17 protein-coding genes are annotated in these 17,960 nt (G+C 39.3%); all 17 read left to right on the top strand.

The genetic code is table 11. The features are described from left to right. Window positions 1-52 precede the first annotated feature (52 nt). The 17 genes from IGL15_RS07995 to coaE all read left to right on the top strand — a co-directional run bounded on the left by IGL15_RS07995 (window position 53) and on the right by coaE (window position 17,951). On the top strand, window positions 53-493 hold the full coding sequence (locus IGL15_RS07995; RefSeq protein ID WP_002324957.1) for a hypothetical protein: 441 nt from the start codon (window positions 53-55) through the stop codon (window positions 491-493). A gap of 11 nt (window positions 494-504) precedes the next feature. After that, window positions 505-1,173 carry a 2,3-bisphosphoglycerate-dependent phosphoglycerate mutase gene (locus tag IGL15_RS07990; RefSeq protein ID WP_002324009.1) on the top strand — a complete coding sequence of 223 codons (669 nt, stop codon included), beginning with the start codon at window positions 505-507 and terminating at the stop codon, window positions 1,171-1,173. 62 nt (window positions 1,174-1,235) lie between these two features. Continuing rightward, window positions 1,236-1,859 carry an HAD-IA family hydrolase gene (locus IGL15_RS07985; protein ID WP_104765473.1) on the top strand — a complete coding sequence of 208 codons (624 nt, stop codon included), beginning with the start codon at window positions 1,236-1,238 and terminating at the stop codon, window positions 1,857-1,859. 55 nt (window positions 1,860-1,914) lie between these two features. Beyond that, complete coding sequence (locus IGL15_RS07980; RefSeq protein ID WP_002291995.1) at window positions 1,915-2,301, top strand: DUF1149 family protein; 387 nt, start codon at window positions 1,915-1,917, stop codon at window positions 2,299-2,301. A gap of 210 nt (window positions 2,302-2,511) precedes the next feature. Next, window positions 2,512-3,903 carry an L-cystine transporter gene (locus tag IGL15_RS07975; RefSeq protein WP_104765472.1) on the top strand — a complete coding sequence of 464 codons (1,392 nt, stop codon included), beginning with the start codon at window positions 2,512-2,514 and terminating at the stop codon, window positions 3,901-3,903. A gap of 610 nt (window positions 3,904-4,513) precedes the next feature. Then, window positions 4,514-4,882: a lactoylglutathione lyase gene (locus tag IGL15_RS07970; RefSeq protein ID WP_002296407.1), complete on the top strand. Its 369-nt coding sequence runs from the start codon at window positions 4,514-4,516 to the stop codon at window positions 4,880-4,882. Between the two features lie 179 nt (window positions 4,883-5,061). After that, window positions 5,062-6,003: an oxygen-dependent tRNA uridine(34) hydroxylase TrhO gene (gene trhO / locus IGL15_RS07965; RefSeq protein WP_104765471.1), complete on the top strand. Its 942-nt coding sequence runs from the start codon at window positions 5,062-5,064 to the stop codon at window positions 6,001-6,003. A 68-nt stretch (window positions 6,004-6,071) separates the two neighbouring features. After that, a complete protein-coding gene (locus IGL15_RS07960; RefSeq protein ID WP_081156650.1) occupies window positions 6,072-6,803 on the top strand; it encodes a metallophosphoesterase in 732 nt (243 codons plus the stop codon). Between the two features lie 143 nt (window positions 6,804-6,946). Continuing rightward, window positions 6,947-9,127 carry a Tex family protein gene (locus IGL15_RS07955; RefSeq protein ID WP_104765470.1) on the top strand — a complete coding sequence of 727 codons (2,181 nt, stop codon included), beginning with the start codon at window positions 6,947-6,949 and terminating at the stop codon, window positions 9,125-9,127. 19 nt (window positions 9,128-9,146) lie between these two features. After that, complete coding sequence (locus IGL15_RS07950) at window positions 9,147-9,629, top strand: SprT family protein (protein ID WP_002296402.1); 483 nt, start codon at window positions 9,147-9,149, stop codon at window positions 9,627-9,629. A gap of 15 nt (window positions 9,630-9,644) precedes the next feature. After that, on the top strand, window positions 9,645-10,406 hold the full coding sequence (locus IGL15_RS07945) for a YdcF family protein (protein WP_002296401.1): 762 nt from the start codon (window positions 9,645-9,647) through the stop codon (window positions 10,404-10,406). 130 nt (window positions 10,407-10,536) lie between these two features. Beyond that, a complete protein-coding gene (gene murC, locus IGL15_RS07940; RefSeq protein ID WP_104765469.1) occupies window positions 10,537-11,871 on the top strand; it encodes a UDP-N-acetylmuramate--L-alanine ligase in 1,335 nt (444 codons plus the stop codon). 673 nt (window positions 11,872-12,544) lie between these two features. After that, window positions 12,545-13,030 (top strand): MaoC/PaaZ C-terminal domain-containing protein, encoded by a 486-nt coding sequence (locus tag IGL15_RS07935; protein ID WP_002296398.1) that lies wholly within the window; start codon window positions 12,545-12,547, stop codon window positions 13,028-13,030. Continuing rightward, the gene (locus IGL15_RS07930; RefSeq protein WP_002296397.1) at window positions 13,023-13,706 is read left to right on the top strand and encodes a Bax inhibitor-1/YccA family protein; all 684 of its coding nucleotides are present in this window, start codon (window positions 13,023-13,025) and stop codon (window positions 13,704-13,706) included. The genes IGL15_RS07935 and IGL15_RS07930 overlap by 8 nt, the downstream gene beginning before the upstream one ends. Before the next feature lie 125 nt (window positions 13,707-13,831). Continuing rightward, entirely contained in the window at window positions 13,832-16,477 is a 2,646-nt protein-coding gene (gene polA / locus IGL15_RS07925; protein WP_002303538.1) for a DNA polymerase I, read from the top strand. Between the two features lie 44 nt (window positions 16,478-16,521). Then, a complete protein-coding gene (gene mutM / locus IGL15_RS07920; protein ID WP_104765468.1) occupies window positions 16,522-17,358 on the top strand; it encodes a DNA-formamidopyrimidine glycosylase in 837 nt (278 codons plus the stop codon). Beyond that, entirely contained in the window at window positions 17,322-17,951 is a 630-nt protein-coding gene (gene coaE, locus IGL15_RS07915) for a dephospho-CoA kinase (protein WP_104765467.1), read from the top strand. The genes mutM and coaE overlap by 37 nt, the downstream gene beginning before the upstream one ends. Window positions 17,952-17,960 lie beyond the last annotated feature (9 nt).

Raw genomic sequence — 17,960 nt, 5'->3', positions numbered from 1 at the left:
TTCTTTTTGGATTTTTTTGTCATAATAAATATTAGATGATGGAGGAGATAATATGATGCAAACATGGTTAGAAAGGCTAATACGATTTCAGCAGAACTATCACAAACTTATGCAGGGAAGATATGCGAAATTTGATCAGTTGAATCGCGGTCTATTGATTGCTGCGCTTGTCTTTAGTTTGCTAAGTCGTTGGTTGCCCTATAGAATCGGACAATTGTTGTTCATCGTCTTTTTCGGATGGATGATATTTCGTTTCCTATCAAAAAAAATCTACCCCAGACTAAATGAGAATCAACGTTATTTGAAATATCTTGATAGAGTCAAAGAAAAATATCATCAGATAACAAACAAAAAGCAAGCTAAAATGGATCGAAAAAGTTATACTTTTTTTGAGTGCCCGAATTGTCATCAAAAGCAGCGTGCACCTAAAGGAAAAGGACGAATACGCGTGACATGCAAAACATGTGGTATAAAATTCGAAACGAATGTTTAAGGGAGAAAAGAATGAAATTAGTATTATTACGTCATGGCGAAAGCGAAGCAAATTTTGAAAATTACTGGACAGGATGGCTAGATGTCGCCTTAACAGAAAAAGGAAAAGAACAAGCAGCAGTAGCCGGTCAAAAAATGCTTGAAGCTGGCCTTCAATTCGATGCCGTTTATACCTCTGTTTTGAAACGTGCGATTCTTACCGGACAAGTCGCACTAGAAGAAATGGGTCAGTTATGGCTTCCTATAATAAAAACATGGCGTCTAAATGAACGGCATTATGGGGATCTTGTGGGTAAAAACAAAGATAAGATGAAAGAAATATACGGAAAAGATCAAGTAAAAAAATGGCGCAGAGGATATACGGAAGTTCCGCCGTTAACCGCAGAAAATAGATTTGACCGCAGATATGATCACTTGGACCCGCATTTGATCCCATACGGAGAAAGTCTGGAAATGACAGTGAATCGGATCATTCCCTTATGGCAAGATCATCTAGCACCAAAACTAAAAGATCGGCAAGATTTACTAGTTGTGGGTCATGGTAATAGCATCCGAGCACTGACAAAATATTTAGAAGATGTTCCTGAAGATCAAATGGATACGATCGATATCCCAAATGCACAACCAATCCAGTATACATTAGCAGATGATTTGACAATTCTGGACAAAAAAATACTTTAAAGAACACCTTTATCTAAAGTGAGAGATAGAAAAAAGAAGCAAAGGAATGGAACAAAAGGAACATGAAAAATTATATATGGGACTTTGATGGTACATTGTTTGATACGTATCCCGCAATGGTAGATGGTGCATGGCAAGCACTAAAAGATTTTGGTATCAGTATGGACAAAAAAGAAATCTACTTCAAAATGAAAAAATATTCTACTAGTTATTTGATCAATGAATCAAACTTGAATGCCAAAGAGTTTAATGAATTATTTCACCGATATGAAAAAGAAAGTACGGTAGTTTCCCGTCCATTTCCAGAAACGAAACAAGTACTGGAAATGCTAAAAGACAACGGCGGTCGTCATTTCATCCTGACCCACCGTTTGACAGAATCAACATGGGGCCTGTTAAAAGAACATCGATTGGCACATCTGATTGAGGAAGTAGTAGGGATCGATCAGGACTTTCCTCGTAAACCTGATCCAGCATCTTTAAATTATTTGATCGATACTTTTCATTTAGAAAGAACAGACACGATGATGATCGGCGATCGTCGTTTAGATATCGAAGCAGGGAAAAATGCAGGAGTCGCTACTTGTCTTTACGACATCGATCATTTTCTGGGTGAGATCCCGGCAGATTATGTGGTAGGAAATCTGAATGAAATCCTTACCTTGCAGAGCATCATTAAAAAGTAGTATCCCCTTTCAAAGGAGATATGTTATAATTTTCATAAAGGAGTGATAAAATTATATGGAAATCAGAAGACAAAAAGAAGTTGTAGAAGCATTTCATTATGATATGAGATTGCCGAACCAAGAAGTAGAAACAGATTTGAAAGTGGGCTTCTCGCCTTTAAAAGAAACGATCGAAAACTATCCGAAAGAACATAGCATCGTAGGAGCACGCTTAGAGTTCCGTTTAGTGTTTGATACATATGTTTTATCTGGAAGTGTGAGTCAGATCAATCATATCCTCAATCGGAAAATTGAAGGTCAAAATGATGTCACACAAGAAGAAGTGGACGAGCTAGTAGCACCGTTATTCGATATCGTACGCCGAATGTCTTATGAGGTGACAGAGATCGCCTTGGATCAGCCTGGGGTAAAATTGAATTTTCAATCAGAAAAACAAGAATAGACAGTAAAAACATACCTGCGATAGATTAAAGCTATCACAGGTATGTTTTTTTATTACTAATTGTAAGCAAAAAGAATGTCATTTCGATAAAAATCGTCTAAAATATAAAAGTCACTGAAAAAATTTTTCAGGAGGATGGTTGAAGAATCATTCTCGGGAACCTTTACTTCCTTCGATGGACTTGTCATTAATAATATGAGGAGGAGAAAAATGACAACACTCATCACAGTTTTAGTGGTTCTAGTTTTTGCGGCATTATTATATGTGTTCTATCGTATGCAAAAGCGCCATACAAAATTTTCAACACGCGTCTTTACAGCATTAGGAGTTGGTATCGTCTTTGGCGGTCTGCTTCAATTGATCTTTGGTGTAGACGACAAAGTCGTTACTCAATCCATGGAATGGATCGGGATTGTAGGTCAAGGATATGTATCATTCTTGCAAATGCTAGTTATGCCTTTAGTGTTTATTTCGATCATTGGTGCATTCACAAAAATGAAAGTTTCTGAAAAGCTAGGAAAAATTAGTGCGACTGTATTGACTTCTTTACTTGGAACAACAGCTATTGCAGCATTGATCGGAATTGGTTCAACAATGCTGTTCGGACTCCAAGGAGCTAAATTCACACAAGGAGCTGCAGAAACAGCACGAATCTCTGAACTGGCAACACGTCAGGAAACAGTTGAAAACTTATCGATTCCACAGCAGATTTTATCCTTTATCCCTAAAAACGTATTTGCTGATTTAGCAGGTAGTCGTGCAACAAGTACGATTGGAGTCGTTATTTTCGCGGCATTTGTCGGAATCGCTTATCTAGGCGTGAAAAGAAAAGCGCCAAAAGAAGCAGCATTCTTTTCAGATTTAGTCGACAGTCTGTATAAAATCATTATGCGGATCGTGACGCTTGTTTTGCGTTTGACACCTTATGGAGTATTTGCTTTGATGACAAACGTTTTGGCAACAAGTGATTTTGCAGCTATCGTCAATTTAGGTAAATTTGTCGTTGCTTCTTACGTAGCATTGCTTGCTGTTTTGATTGTCCACTCACTGATTTTGATTGGTGCAAAAGTCAATCCAATCAACTATTTCAAAAAAGCCTTTCCGGTATTGAGCTTTGCGTTTACTTCACGTTCAAGTGCTGGAGCTTTGCCATTGAATATCGAGACTCAGACAAAAGCTTTAGGAGTAGATGATGCAACAGCTAATTTCTCAGCAAGTTTTGGTTTGTCTATTGGACAAAACGGCTGTGCTGGCGTTTATCCAGCTATGTTGGCAACGATCGTCGCACCAGCAGCTGGAGTGAATGTCTTTAGTTTGGAATTTATTTTGATGCTTGTGGCAATTGTAACAATCAGTTCTTTTGGTGTAGCTGGAGTCGGTGGGGGCGCAACGTTTGCTTCACTGATCGTTTTAGGGGCAATGAACTTGCCAGTAGCAATCGTTGGGTTAGTTATCTCTGTCGAACCATTGATCGATATGGCACGTACAGCAGTAAACGTCAGCGGTAGCATGGTAGCTGGTATCGTGACAAGTGCACGCATCAAAGATTTAGATCGCGATGCCATCAATGATGATTCTAAAGTGATCGATGTGAATGCATAGTCAAAAAGAGGTTGTGATAGAAGTGGTCAGCTTTAAGAAATAAGAAGAAGTTTCCTAAAAATAGCTTCTCAAATTTTTGTGAAATTTCGGCTTATTTCCGAGAAGCTACTTCTGAAACACCGTGAATAAGAGGTTGTGAAAAAGCTGCCCTGCATCAAGTAATAAGAACATCCAAACAAAAATAGTTCCTCATATTTTACGTTTGGTTGAGCTTATTACCGCAGATGCAAGCTTTTGAACACCGTTTAAGAAAGAGGTCGTGAGCCTGCCGTTTCACTCTGAGTCACAAAGAGCAATTTCAAAAAATAGCTTCTCATGTTTGTTGAATACTGTGTCTTGTGACCGAGGAGTTGTCAGGAGAACACCGTTTACCAGAGGTTGTGACTTGTTTTTAGTCACGACCTCTTTTTTTATTTATTCCATATAAATACACATTATTTATTCCGAAAAGTGAAAGCGTAAATAACAAAAACAACCAACTTATTTATTATTAAAGAAAAGCGTATTTAAGTAGGACGATTCTGTTGAGAGCTTTCGTAGATTTTCCCATTTTCCTATGGTAAACTGACAAAGTTGAGAATGTTAGAACAGATCGTTTAGGAGGAAACAGATGTTTACGAATGAAATAAAAATCATGCTTTATGTGGACGATGTAGAAAAAAATGCAACGTTTTGGAGAGCAGTTGGCTTTGCAGAAAAAGATCGTCAAGAAATGGATGGGACGCTTATAATTGAAGTAGGAGTTGAGGATAGTCAAACCTCATTTCTGTTATATGATCGAGCATTTGTTGAGTCCCATTCACCTGGCACAGCTACTAGTGCCCCATCTTTGATGTTTTACAGTAAAGATATCTTTGGACTATATAAAAAAATGCAGACGCAATCAGTCACATTAGGTGATATGGTACAGCTTGGAGAAGAATATGTCTTTAACTTTGCTGATCCCGATGGCAACTACTTTGCGGTTACAGGTAAATAATAGAAATAAAGACTTTGTTTTTCTGTGCGAAACAGGAAAGCGAAGTCTTTTTAATTCAAATAATAATATTATGTAAACAAAAAACTTTCCATGCGTAATTATACACAAGCAAATAAATCGTCAAATGCGAACGCCTTCTTTATACTGTTTAGGAACGAAAAGAAGGAAGGAAGAAATACATGGATTATCAAGTACTGCTTTATTACAATTATACAAAAATCGAAGAACCAGAGGAATTTGCCAAAAATCATTTAGCCTTTTGCAAATCTTTGGATCTTAAAGGTCGTATTCTAGTAGCTGAAGAAGGAATAAATGGTACTGTGTCTGGAACCGTTGAAAACACGACTGCCTATATGGAAGCAATGAAAGCTGATCCTCGATTTGCTGATACGATGTTCAAGATCGATCCAAGCGAAGGACATGCCTTTAAGAAGATGTTTGTAAGATACCGTTCAGAGCTTGTAAGTTTAAAGTTAGAAGAGGACATTGATCCAAACCAAGTGACAGGTGCCTATCTTTCACCGCAAGAATTTAAAGAAGCTATTTTAGATGAACAAACAGTGGTGATTGATGCACGGAATGATTATGAATATGACTTGGGACATTTTCGAGGGGCTGTACGCCCAGATATACGCAGTTTTCGAGAGCTTCCAGACTGGATCCGCGAGCACAAAGAAGAATTTATGGAAAAACGGGTAGTGACCTACTGTACTGGTGGCATTCGTTGCGAGAAGTTTTCTGGTTGGCTTGTCCGTGAAGGATTCAAAGATGTCGGACAGCTGCATGGCGGTATTGCTACTTATGGTAAGGATCCTGAAGTCCAAGGAGAATTATGGGACGGCAAGATGTATGTGTTTGATGAACGGATCGCTGTCGATATCAACCAAGTAGATAAACAAATCGTCGGTCGCGACTGGTTTGACGGAACACCATGTGAACGATATATCAATTGTAGCAATCCTGAGTGCAATCGTCAGATTCTTGCTTCCATTGAAAATGAAGAAAAACATTTAGGAGCATGTAGCGTAGAGTGTGCGAAACATCCGCGCAATCGCTATGTTCAAGACCATGGAATCTCTCCAGAAGAAGCAGAACTGCGGTTTACAGCTTTAAGTAAATAGAAAACAATAGTTTTGATTGTCGACCATTTCCAATATGCGCTATACTAGCGTTGAGGATGGTGATCTATATGAAATCATTACTTTATGCTATTGGGGATGTCCATGGCAAATATGAGCTTTTTGAAAAACTTATTCACTATTATGATCCAAAGATCCATCAGCTTGTTTTATTAGGGGATCTCAATGATCGAGGTCCTCGTACAAAAGAATGTTTTTTATTAGGAAAGCAATTAGTCGAAGAAACAGGAGCCATTTACCTCCGGGGAAACCATGAAGAATATTTTTTGCAATTTCTGCAATCACCGGAGGACTGGTATGCGCCTTATATGAGAAATGGTGGAAAAGAAACGTTTGAAAGCCTGCTTCACCCAGGGGCATCGGAGGAATACTCCCCAACTGAAATCTCGATGATGATCCAATCGAGATATTCAGAACTGATTAAATTTTTAGTCCAGCGCCCCTTGTATTATGAATGGGAAAATTATCTTTTTGTCCATGCCGGTGTGGATTTGACAAAGAAAGACTGGCGTAAGACAAGTCTAAGAGACTTTATTTGGATAAGGGAACCATTTCATGAAGGGAAAAACAATACAGGTAAGACAATTGTATTTGGACATACGATTACACCCATGCTCCATGGAGATATGCAAACAACAGACCTCTGGATCCATGATCATAAAATCGGCATGGACGGTGGGGCTGTATTCGGAGGGTCATTGCATGGGGTTGTTTTTGACAAGGAAGGTATTCTTCAAGATATTGAATATCAGAACAACGAAGGACCTTGGCATGGAATCTGACTAATGGAAAGAATGAAGGAGCTGTGACTTTGTTGCGGCTCTTTTTATTTGTATAGAGAATATTGTTTCTTTCAGTAGTTTAACCCAGGATAAAAAGTATGATAGAATAAAGAAGCAATTTTTAGCAGAAAAGAGGCATTTTAATGACGGAAAATTTGAACCAGACGATCATTCAGCTTGTACAAAAAGAGCTTTCAGACTATCGTCCTAAGCAGTTGACTACTGTACTTAATTTGTTAAATGAAGGAAACACTGTTCCTTTTATCGCGCGTTACCGAAAAGAAATGACTGGAAGTCTTGATGAAGTCCAGATTCGTGAAATCGAAGAGCGGTATGCATATCTTGAAAACTTAGAAAAACGTAAAACTGAAGTGATTCGGCTAATCGATGAACAAGGGAAACTGACTCCCGAGTTAGAAGCAGAAATCACCCAAGCCGTGAAAATGCAACAAGTGGAAGATTTGTATCGTCCATACAAACAAAAACGACGGACAAAAGCAACGATTGCTAAAGAAAAAGGACTTGAACCACTCGCGAAGTGGCTGATGCAGCTTACAGATGGAGAGGTGCAATCTGAAGCAGAAAAATATATTGACAAAGAAAAAGAAGTCTCTTCTGCCGAAGAAGCGTTGCACGGTGCTCATGAGATTATTGCTGAACAAGTCAGCGATAATGCAAAATTTCGGACTTGGATTCGGTCTTATACGTATAACAAAGGTATGTATGTCAGCAATGTCAAGGATGAGCAAGCAGATGAAAAAGGCGTATATGAAATGTATTATGACTTTGCAGAACCCGTCCATAAAATGGTTTCTCATCGAATATTAGCTACTAATCGTGGAGAAAAAGAAGATATTCTGAAAGTATTCCTTCAAGTAGATGAAGCAGCAATTTTAGCTTACTTGGATCGCCAAATAGTCAAAAATCCTGCCTCTCCTTCTTCTTCATTCGTCAGAGAAGCCTATCAGGATAGTTATAAACGCTTTATTCAGCCAGCAATCGAGCGAGAACTACGCAATGAATTGACTGAAAAGGCAGATGAGCAAGCAATCGCTATTTTCGGCGAAAACCTCCGTAATCTTTTGTTGCAACCGCCACTAAAAGGTAAAGTTGTCCTGGGATTTGATCCGGCTTATCGTACTGGATGTAAACTAGCAGTCGTAGATGCGACAGGGAAAGTTTTAGCAATCGAAGTTATTTATCCTCATAAACCTGCAGCGCAAGCAAAAAGAGAAGCTTCTGGACCAGCTTTTATCCAATTAATTAATAAATATCAAGTAGATATGGTAGCTATCGGAAATGGTACAGCCAGTCGGGAATCTGAACTTTTTGTGGCTGAGCAGTTGAAATCCGCCGACCATAAAACCTATTACGCCATCGTCAACGAAGCAGGTGCTTCTGTTTACTCCGCTAGTGAAATTGCACGAAAAGAATTTCCGCATCTACAAGTTGAAGAAAGAAGTGCTGTTTCTATTGCCCGTCGCCTGCAAGATCCTTTAGCTGAATTAGTCAAAATCGATCCTAAAGCTGTCGGAGTAGGCCAGTACCAACATGACGTTTCTCAAAAACGTTTGGCTGAACAATTGGATTTTGTTGTGGAAACAGCGGTTAACCAAGTAGGCGTGGATGTGAATACAGCAAGCCCGCAGCTCTTGCAGCATATATCAGGATTGAATAAAACAACTGCCCAAAACATTGTCATTTATCGTGAAGAAAACGGAGAATTCACCGCACGAACTCAATTGAAAAAAGTGCCACGCTTAGGACCAAAAGCATATGAACAAGCAATCGGATTCTTGCGAGTCCCTGGTGGGAAAAACATTTTGGACAACACAGGTATCCATCCCGAAAGCTATTCTATTGCAAAAGAAATATTAACTTCAGTCCAACTTTCAGAAAAAGAGCTTGGTACAGAAGAAGCAGTAGAAAAATTGACACGATTATCCGTAGAGAAACTGGCTGAAAGCCTATCAGTCGGAGAAGAAACGTTAGCCGATATTTTAGCTGGGCTGACACAACCTGGACGAGATATGCGTGATGAGATGCCAGCGCCCTTATTACGTACAGATGTATTGAGTATGGAAGACTTGAAACCAGGGATGGAATTGACTGGAACGGTCCGTAATGTCATTGACTTCGGCGCATTTGTTGATATCGGTGTGAAGCAAGACGGACTTGTCCATATATCGAAACTCAGCAAAAAATTCGTCAAGCATCCTACAGATGTCGTGTCAGTAGGAGATATCGTAACAGTTTGGATAGAACAAGTCGATACGAAAAAAGGCAGAATCAGTTTGACGATGCTTTCCCCTTATGAAGAGTAACAATGAGGAGTAACAAAAATTGACACAAGAAGAACTGCAGCAGTTAGTAGAAGAGATATCATTAAAAAGCTTCCAGCTTCCTTTCAAGCACCAAGCAATGTTCAATCCACGCTTACGTACAACTGGCGGGCGCTATCATTTAAACGATCATCATTTAGATTTTAATGCGAAGCTATTTGAAGAGTCAGACGAAGAGACGATTGCAGGAATCATCAAACATGAACTTTGCCATTATCATCTTCATCTAGCTGGAAGAGGGTATCAGCATAAAGATATGGATTTCAAGTATCTTTTGAAAAAAACAGGAGGGTTGCGCTATGCACCAGCCTTGACGAAGAAACAGATAAAGATGGAGTATTATCGATGCCAAGATTGTTCTGCCACGATCTGCCGCAAGAGAAGAATCGATGTACGCAAATATCGTTGTGGAAGATGTCATGGAGAAATCAAATGGATTGAGACAAAAAGAGAAGACTTTAATGAAGCACAAAAAATCAGATGAAAGGATAGAAGGCCTTTGGAAAAAAGTGAGCAGAGGAATCTAAAAGACTGGAATCAGCTATTAAATTTTTTAGCCGCACCTGAAGAGGGAAATTTTGAGGAACTGACGGCACCTACACTTATTTTAGCTGGAAACTGTCTTCCTATCTTAGCTGATAAAGCAGCACAAATGTATTTAAATGGCCAAGTAGATCAATTGTTTTTGGTCGGAGGGGTGGGGCATGCGACTAGAATCCTTTATGAGAATTTTGAAAAGCAAGGATTTCATTTTGAAGATGGCATGAGTGAAAGTGAAATCTGTCGTCAGTATCTAAAAGAAGTCTATGATTTGCCCGATAAGGCTTTTCTGATAGAATCGAAGTCTACAAATTCTGGAGAGAACGCCACTTTTTCACTGGAGATTCTTCATTCCTTAGGAGCTGTACCAGAAAAAATCTTATTGATGAATGATCCGACACTGCAACGCAGGACTCGAGCAACTTTTGAGAAAGTATGGCAAAATGAACAAACTATTTTCGCGAATGCTGTGCCATTTGTGCCGGAAATCCTTCACTTTTCTGAAGAGATCATCTTTACAGCAAAAGAACTGAACCACCAATGGCCTAAGGAATATTTCCATGCGCTAGTATTAGGAGAAATGGAACGACTCCATGACGATGAGAACGGCTATGGTCCGAAAGGAAAAGATTTTATTCCTCACATTGATATATCAGAGGAAGTTTGGTCTTCTTACACCAGAATTAAAGAGTCAATAAAAACGGATTTTTCCCGTACTTGACCATTTTAGCAAGCGAATCCTCCTTTCCAAATAAATTTGGTTGAAATTTTCAATCGTTTATAAGATAATGAGGAGCGTGTTGAATGTAATAGCTAAAAGAATGGACGCTAGATAAGAGAAGAGGATTCAAATGGAAAATCAAAATAAATTGTATCATTTTGTTGGTATCAAAGGTTCAGGAATGAGCTCCTTGGCTCTTGTTTTACATGAACAAGGTATAAATGTCCAAGGATCAGACATTGAAAAATATTTCTTTACACAAAGAGATTTAGAAAAAGCAAATATCACGATTCTGCCATTTAACGCAGATAATGTAAAACCAGGGATGACGATCATTGCAGGAAATGCATTTCCTGATTCACATGAAGAAATCCAGCGAGCAAAAGAATTAGGTTTGGAAGTGATTCGCTATCACGACTTTATTGGTCATTTTATCCAAAACTATACGAGTATCGCTGTAACAGGCTCTCACGGAAAAACAAGTACGACTGGACTGCTCTCTCATGTATTGAGTGGTGTCCGTCCAACAAGTTATCTAATTGGAGATGGAACAGGACATGGTGATCCGCAAGCGGAATTCTTTTCATTTGAGGCCTGTGAATATCGCCGTCATTTCCTTGCCTATTCACCAGACTATGCAATCATGACCAATATCGATTTTGATCATCCGGATTATTATACAAGTATCGACGATGTATTTACAGCTTTCCAAACAATGGCTGGACAAGTGAAAAAAGCTATTTTTGCGTATGGTGACGATGCTTATTTACGCAAATTAAAAGCAGATGTGCCGATTTATTATTATGGTGTCACAGAAAACGATGATATCCAAGCACGAAACATCGAACGCACAACTTCTGGTTCTGCTTTTGATGTCTATCATGGGGATGAATTTGTTGGGCACTTCACTGTACCAGCATTCGGTAAACACAATATCTTAAATGCTTTAGGTGTTATTGCAGTAGCTTATTTCGAAAAACTGGATCTGAAAGAAGTTGCAGAAGAAATGCTGACTTTCCCAGGAGTAAAACGTCGATTCAGTGAAAAGATCGTAGCAGACATGACCGTAGTCGATGATTATGCGCATCACCCTGCAGAGATCAAAGCAACGATTGATGGCGCACGCCAAAAATATCCAGATAAAGAAATAATTGCAGTTTTCCAACCCCATACGTTTACGCGTACGATTGCATTGATGGATGAATTTGCAGAAGCACTTGATTTAGCTGATAAAGTTTACTTATGCGATATTTTTGGTTCGGCTCGGGAAGAACAAGGAAACGTTAAGATTGAAGACCTTGGAGCGAAAATCAAAAAAGGTGGAGAAGTCATCAAAGAAAATAATGTATCTCCATTGTTAGATTATCATGATGCAGTAGTAATCTTCATGGGTGCTGGAGATGTTCAAAAATTTGAACAAGCGTATGAAAAACTTTTAAGCAGCACGACGAAAAATGTACTGTAATACAATTACTGCAGTGTCCTTATAAAAATAGAAAGAGGGGGAGTGGCAAAAATCTTGCCAAGCCCCCTTTTTTGCAACTTATGATAAACGGTGTTCAAAAGCTTGCATCTGCGGTAATAAGCCCAACCAAATCAAAAACATGAGAAGCTGTTTTTCTTGGCTGTTCTTATTACTTGATGCAGGGCAGCTTTTTCACGACCTCAGATAAACGGTGTTCAAAATCTTGCATCTGCGGTAATAATAAGTCCAGCCAAATGAAAAATATGAGGAGCTATTTTTATTTGACCATTCTTATTACTTGATGCAGGACAGCTTTTTCACGACCTCAGATAAACGGTGTTCAAAATCTTGCATCTGCGGTAATAAGCCCAATCAAATCAAAAACATGAGAAGCTGTTTTTCTTGGCTGTTCTTATTACTTGATGCAGGGCAGCTTTTTCACGACCTCAGATAAACGGTGTTCAAAAGCTTGCATCTGCGGTAATAAGTCCAGCCAAATGAAAAATATGAGAAGCTGTTTTTTCTTGGCTGTTCTTATTATTTGATGCAGGACAGCTTTTTCACGACCTCTGTAAACTATAGGAATCTGTTAAATCAAGGGAGCAGAACTTGCCTTTTACGCTACTTTTGGTACAATAATGTATGATTAAAAATAAACTGGAGGGTTTCTATCTTGAACATAGGTAAGCCGAGAAAACTAGGAAAAACAATAAATGAAATCGAGGAAGGCGACTCGTTATCCTTAACAGAATCTATTGAAGATAACCAGCTTTTGCTGTATTTGGGATTGACGAATGATGCAAATCCTTTGTATATCCAACATGACTTTGCACAAAAAACAGAATATCAACAGCCAATCGTTCCATCAGTGATGCTGATGGGGATCATCACAAGTGCAATTTCAAAGCATCTTCCTGGACCAGGATCACATGTTGTCAATTTTTCTGTCAATTTTATTGAACCGGTTTTCCATTATGAAACACTGACTTTTCAGTTTGAGGTCATAAAAGTAGATAAGATGAAGGATGTGGTGACGATTTCTGTAGAAGCGGAGAATACGAACGAAGATCGTGTGTTGGATGCTGTCGTTATGGTCCAACCGCCACAAGTTCCTGAATTGGAAATAGCAATCGAAAGTGAAGGTGAATTGAATGAATAATCCAAGTACATCAATGTCAGGTATCAATCGTTTTTATGCAAAAGTTTATGGATTTTTAGGTATGGGACTTGCCCTTAGTGCAGTCACTTCTTACTTGGCTCTTTGGGTATTTCCTTTGCAATTAGCAACTTTTATCAATAATTTTCCACTAGGCTTTGTGGGTCTGTGGATCGTTGAACTGATTTTAGTAATGGTTCTAGGCGTAAAAGCACAAAAGAATCCGAGCTTAGCAATCGGTGGATTTATTGCCTACTCTCTTTTGAATGGCATAACATTAGCGGTTACTCTTGCATACTACGATATTGGAACAGTAACGCAAGCTTTCTTGACAGCTACTTTGATGTTCATGGGGATGTCTGTTGTCGGAGTAACAACAAAAAGAGATCTTAGCGGGGTTGGAAGAGCAGGACAGGCAGCTTTAATCGGAGTGATCATTGCACTAGTCTTGAACATCTTCATTTTGAGAAGTAGCGTAGTTGAGCTGTTCATCTCCCTACTGTTAGTCGTCATCTTTGCAGGGATTACAGCTTATGATAACCAAAGCATCCGTAATATCTATGTCCAGACAAACGGAACAGCACATAGTGGAATTGCTGTATTCATGGCATTGAAGCTGTATTTGGACTTTATCAACTTGTTCTTGGCGTTTCTGAGAATCTTTGGACGGAACAACTAAAAAAGAAAAAAATTCATCAGTTGGGGCTATACCGAATTATTTGGTATGGTCCCGCTTTTTCTTTTCGCATTCCGCAGGATTCTTTGTTAGAATGAATAAGAACTTTACAGTAAGGAGTTAAGAAGATGACAAAAAATAAATTATTACTCGTTGATGGGAACAGTGTGGCTTTTCGCGCATTCTTTGCGCTTCACAATTCTCTTGAACGTTTCAAAAATAGAAACGGTCTTCATACAAATGCAATCTATGCATTCAATACGATGTTTGAAAATGTTATGCAAAAAGAGCAACCGACTCATGTTCTGGTTGCGTTCGATGCAGGAAAAACGACTTTTCGGACAGAAATGTATGCGGAGTACAAAGGTGGAAGATCCAAAACACCTGGCGAATTCAAAGAACAAATGCCATATATACGTGATTTGTTGACAGGACTAGGGGTACAGTATTACGAATTGCCCAATTATGAAGCAGATGATATTATCGGTACTTTGGCAGAAAAAGTAGACAAAGATCAATTTGATGTCGTCGTGCTTTCAGGTGATCGGGATTTGACTCAATTAGCTAGTAAAGAAGTAAAAGTGGATATCACTGTAAAAGGTGTCAGCGATATCGAAAGCTATACACCAGAACATGTAGCGGAAAAATATGATGGGTTGACGCCAAAACAGATTATTGACATGAAGGGACTAGCCGGAGATGCCTCTGACAATATCCCCGGTGTGACTAAAATCGGTGAAAAAACAGCTATCAAGCTATTGAAACAATATGGCTCAGTCGAAGGAATTTATGAACATATCGATGAAATGAAGCAAAGCAAAATGAAAGAAAATCTGATAAATGACAAAGAGCAGGCTTTCTTATCGAAAAAATTGGCGACCATCAATACTTCAGCGCCTGTGGATGTCTCTATCGACTCATTGAAGTATGAAGGGAAAAATCTCGATAAACTCGTTCCGTTTTATAAAGAAATGGATTTCAATCAGTTCCTTTCTAAATTGAATATCGTAGAAGAAGAAGTAAAAATGGATGATATTTTGTTTGAAGTCGTTCATGAATTCAAAGAGGAAATGTTTACTACGGATATGGCGTTGTACGTGGAAATGATGGGCGACAATTATCATACAGAGGAAATCGTCGGAGTAGCGTGGGGGACAGAAAAGAAAATTTATGTCACGAACGATCTATCTGTATTCGAAAACCGAGCGTTCCATTCTTGGATCACTGATCCGACTCGGCTGAAAAAAGTATATGATGCGAAACGAACTTATGTTGCTTTAAACCGCTATACTGGAAAAACGAAAGGAATCGATTTTGATGTCTTGCTAGGTGCATACCTTCTCGATACGAATGAAAAAAGCACAGATATCGAAGGAATAGCTGCACATTACGGATACAACGATATCCAATCCGATGAAGCTGTATACGGCAAAGGGGCGAAAAAAGGTTTACCAGAAGAAGAGGAACTCTTTTTTGCTCATTTAGCGCGAAAAGTAGCTGCAATCAATGCGTTGACACCAAAATTGAGCCAAGAACTGGCAGATAAAAACCAAGAAGATCTTTTCCGGAAAATGGAACTGCCATTGTCTATCATTTTGGCAGAGATGGAAATAAGCGGGATCAAAGTAGATGCGACTCGCTTACAAGAAATGAAGGGCGAGTTCTCTGCTCGCTTAAGAGAGATCGAACAAAAAATCTACGAAGAAGCCGGCGAAGAATTCAATTTGAATTCACCAAAGCAATTAGGAGTGATCTTATTTGAAAAAATGGGATTACCCGTTATCAAAAAAACAAAAACTGGATATTCCACAGCTGTAGATGTACTGGAACAGCTTCGTGAACAAGCACCAATCGTAGAGGATATCCTCACCTATCGTCAAATTGCAAAAATTCAATCTACCTATGTCGAGGGACTGCTGAAAGTGATCCAATCAGATGGGAAAGTGCATACCCGTTATGTCCAGACATTGACCCAAACAGGACGATTAAGCTCTGTTGATCCTAATTTGCAGAACATCCCGATTCGATTAGATGAAGGGAGAAAGATACGTCAGGCATTTGTTCCTAGAGAAAAAGACTGGCTGATTTATTCTTCTGACTATTCACAAATCGAGTTACGCGTACTTGCGCATATCTCAAATGATGAACATTTGAAAGCTGCCTTCCTAGAAGGTCAAGATATCCATGCCAGCACAGCGATGCGTGTATTTGGAATCGAAAAGGCAGAGGATGTCACACCAAATATGCGTAGGCAGGCAAAAGCAGTGAATTTTGGTATCGTGTATGGCATCTCTGATTACGGACTTTCACAAAATCTAGGAATCAGCCGAAAAGCAGCACAGCAATACATCGATACGTACTTTGAAAAATACCCAGGTGTCAAAGAATATATGGAAAGAATCGTACGCGAAGCAAAAGACCAAGGCTACGTCGAAACGCTGTATCACCGCCGTCGATATCTGCCAGACATCAATTCAAGAAATTACAATATCCGTTCTTTTGCGGAACGAACAGCTATCAATACACCAATCCAAGGAAGTGCTGCTGATATTTTGAAAATCGCGATGATCGAATTGGATAAACGATTAAAAGAAACAGGTCTTCAAGCTACGATGCTGTTACAAGTTCATGATGAACTTGTCTTCGAGGTACCAGAAAAAGAACTTGAATCATTAGATAAATTGGTGAAGGAAGTTATGGAACAAGCTGTTTCTCTTCATGTACCACTGATCACTGACAGCAGTTGGGGAAAAACGTGGTACGAAGCAAAATAAACATTGTTTAAGACAGAGCAATATAATGAAGGTGAAAAGAAAAAATGCCAGAATTACCAGAAGTAGAAACCGTTCGTAAAGGATTGGAACGGTTAGTAGTAGGAAAAACGATTCAAAAAGTTCAGGTCTTGTGGCCCAAGATCATCGAGCAACCAGAGACACCCATCTTTGAGGCTTCTCTTGTTGGCGAAACCATCCAATCCATTGGACGTAGAGGGAAGTTTTTAATTTTTCATCTCGATCATTATGAACTGATCTCACACTTGCGAATGGAAGGAAAATATCAATTTACGAAAGAAAATACACCAATCGATAAACATACGCATGTACTTTTCTTTTTTGAGGATGGAAGCCAACTTCGCTACAACGATGTACGAAAATTTGGTCGTATGACAATCGTCGAAAAAGGAGCAAGTGCAACTTACCGAGGAATCATGAAATTGGGACCTGAGCCTTTGCCAGATAGCTTCTTATTAGCAGATTTTGCAAATGGACTGAAAAAGTCCCACAAAGCAATCAAGCCATTGCTGCTAGACCAACGTCTAGTGACTGGTCTAGGTAATATTTATGTAGATGAAGCATTATGGGAAGCGAAGATCCATCCAGAACAACCGGCGAACACACTGCGCACCAAAGAGGTAGAACAATTACGTCTATCGATCATTGATGTTTTGGATCGTGCAATAGAAGCCGGAGGTACCACGATTCGCAGTTATTTGAATGCATTAGGAGAATCAGGCGGATTTCAAGTAGCACTGCATGTCTATCAGCAAACTGGCAAACCATGTATACGTTGTGGGACGCCGATCGTGAAAACAAAAGTGGCACAAAGGGGGACGCACTATTGTCCGAATTGTCAAAGGCTAAAAATCGCAAAGTAGGATTTGTTTTAGGTTTGACGGGTGGAATAGCTACCGGTAAAAGTACGGCAGCCAAAGTCTTTCAGTCTCATGGATTTCCTTTGATCGATGGCGATGTGATTGCCAGAGAAACTGTTGAGCCTGGAACGCTTGCTCTGAGGAAAATTGTGTCAGTGTTTGGCCAAGAGGTATTGCAGTCTGATGGGCAGCTAAATCGAGGGAAACTTGGGATGATTGTTTTTCCATCAAAGGAAAAACGGCAAAAACTTGATCAGCTATTAGATCCGTTTATCCGAAAAGCGATAAAAGATCAAATCGCCTCTCTAAGTTCCAATCAGCCTTTAGTAATTGTAGATATCCCATTGCTCTACGAAGGTCATTATGACCACTATATGGATGCAGTAGCTGTCGTTTATACTACGCCAGAAACTCAGCTTCAGCGTTTGATGAAACGTAATCAACTGACGCTAGAACAAGCGCAGCAGAGAATTAGTAGTCAGCTTCTAATCGAAGAAAAAAAGCAGCGTGCGGATATTTTGTTCGACAACAATGGAACAAAAGAAAAACTTGTGGGACAAATCGAAAATTGGCTTTTTGCTAATCGCTTTCTTTGAGTATCTGTG

Source organism: Enterococcus sp. DIV0436a, assembly GCF_051711605.1.
Taxonomy (GTDB): Bacteria; Bacillota; Bacilli; order Lactobacillales; family Enterococcaceae; genus Enterococcus_B; species Enterococcus_B faecium.
This window is presented reverse-complemented; position numbering and strand designations above follow the sequence as displayed.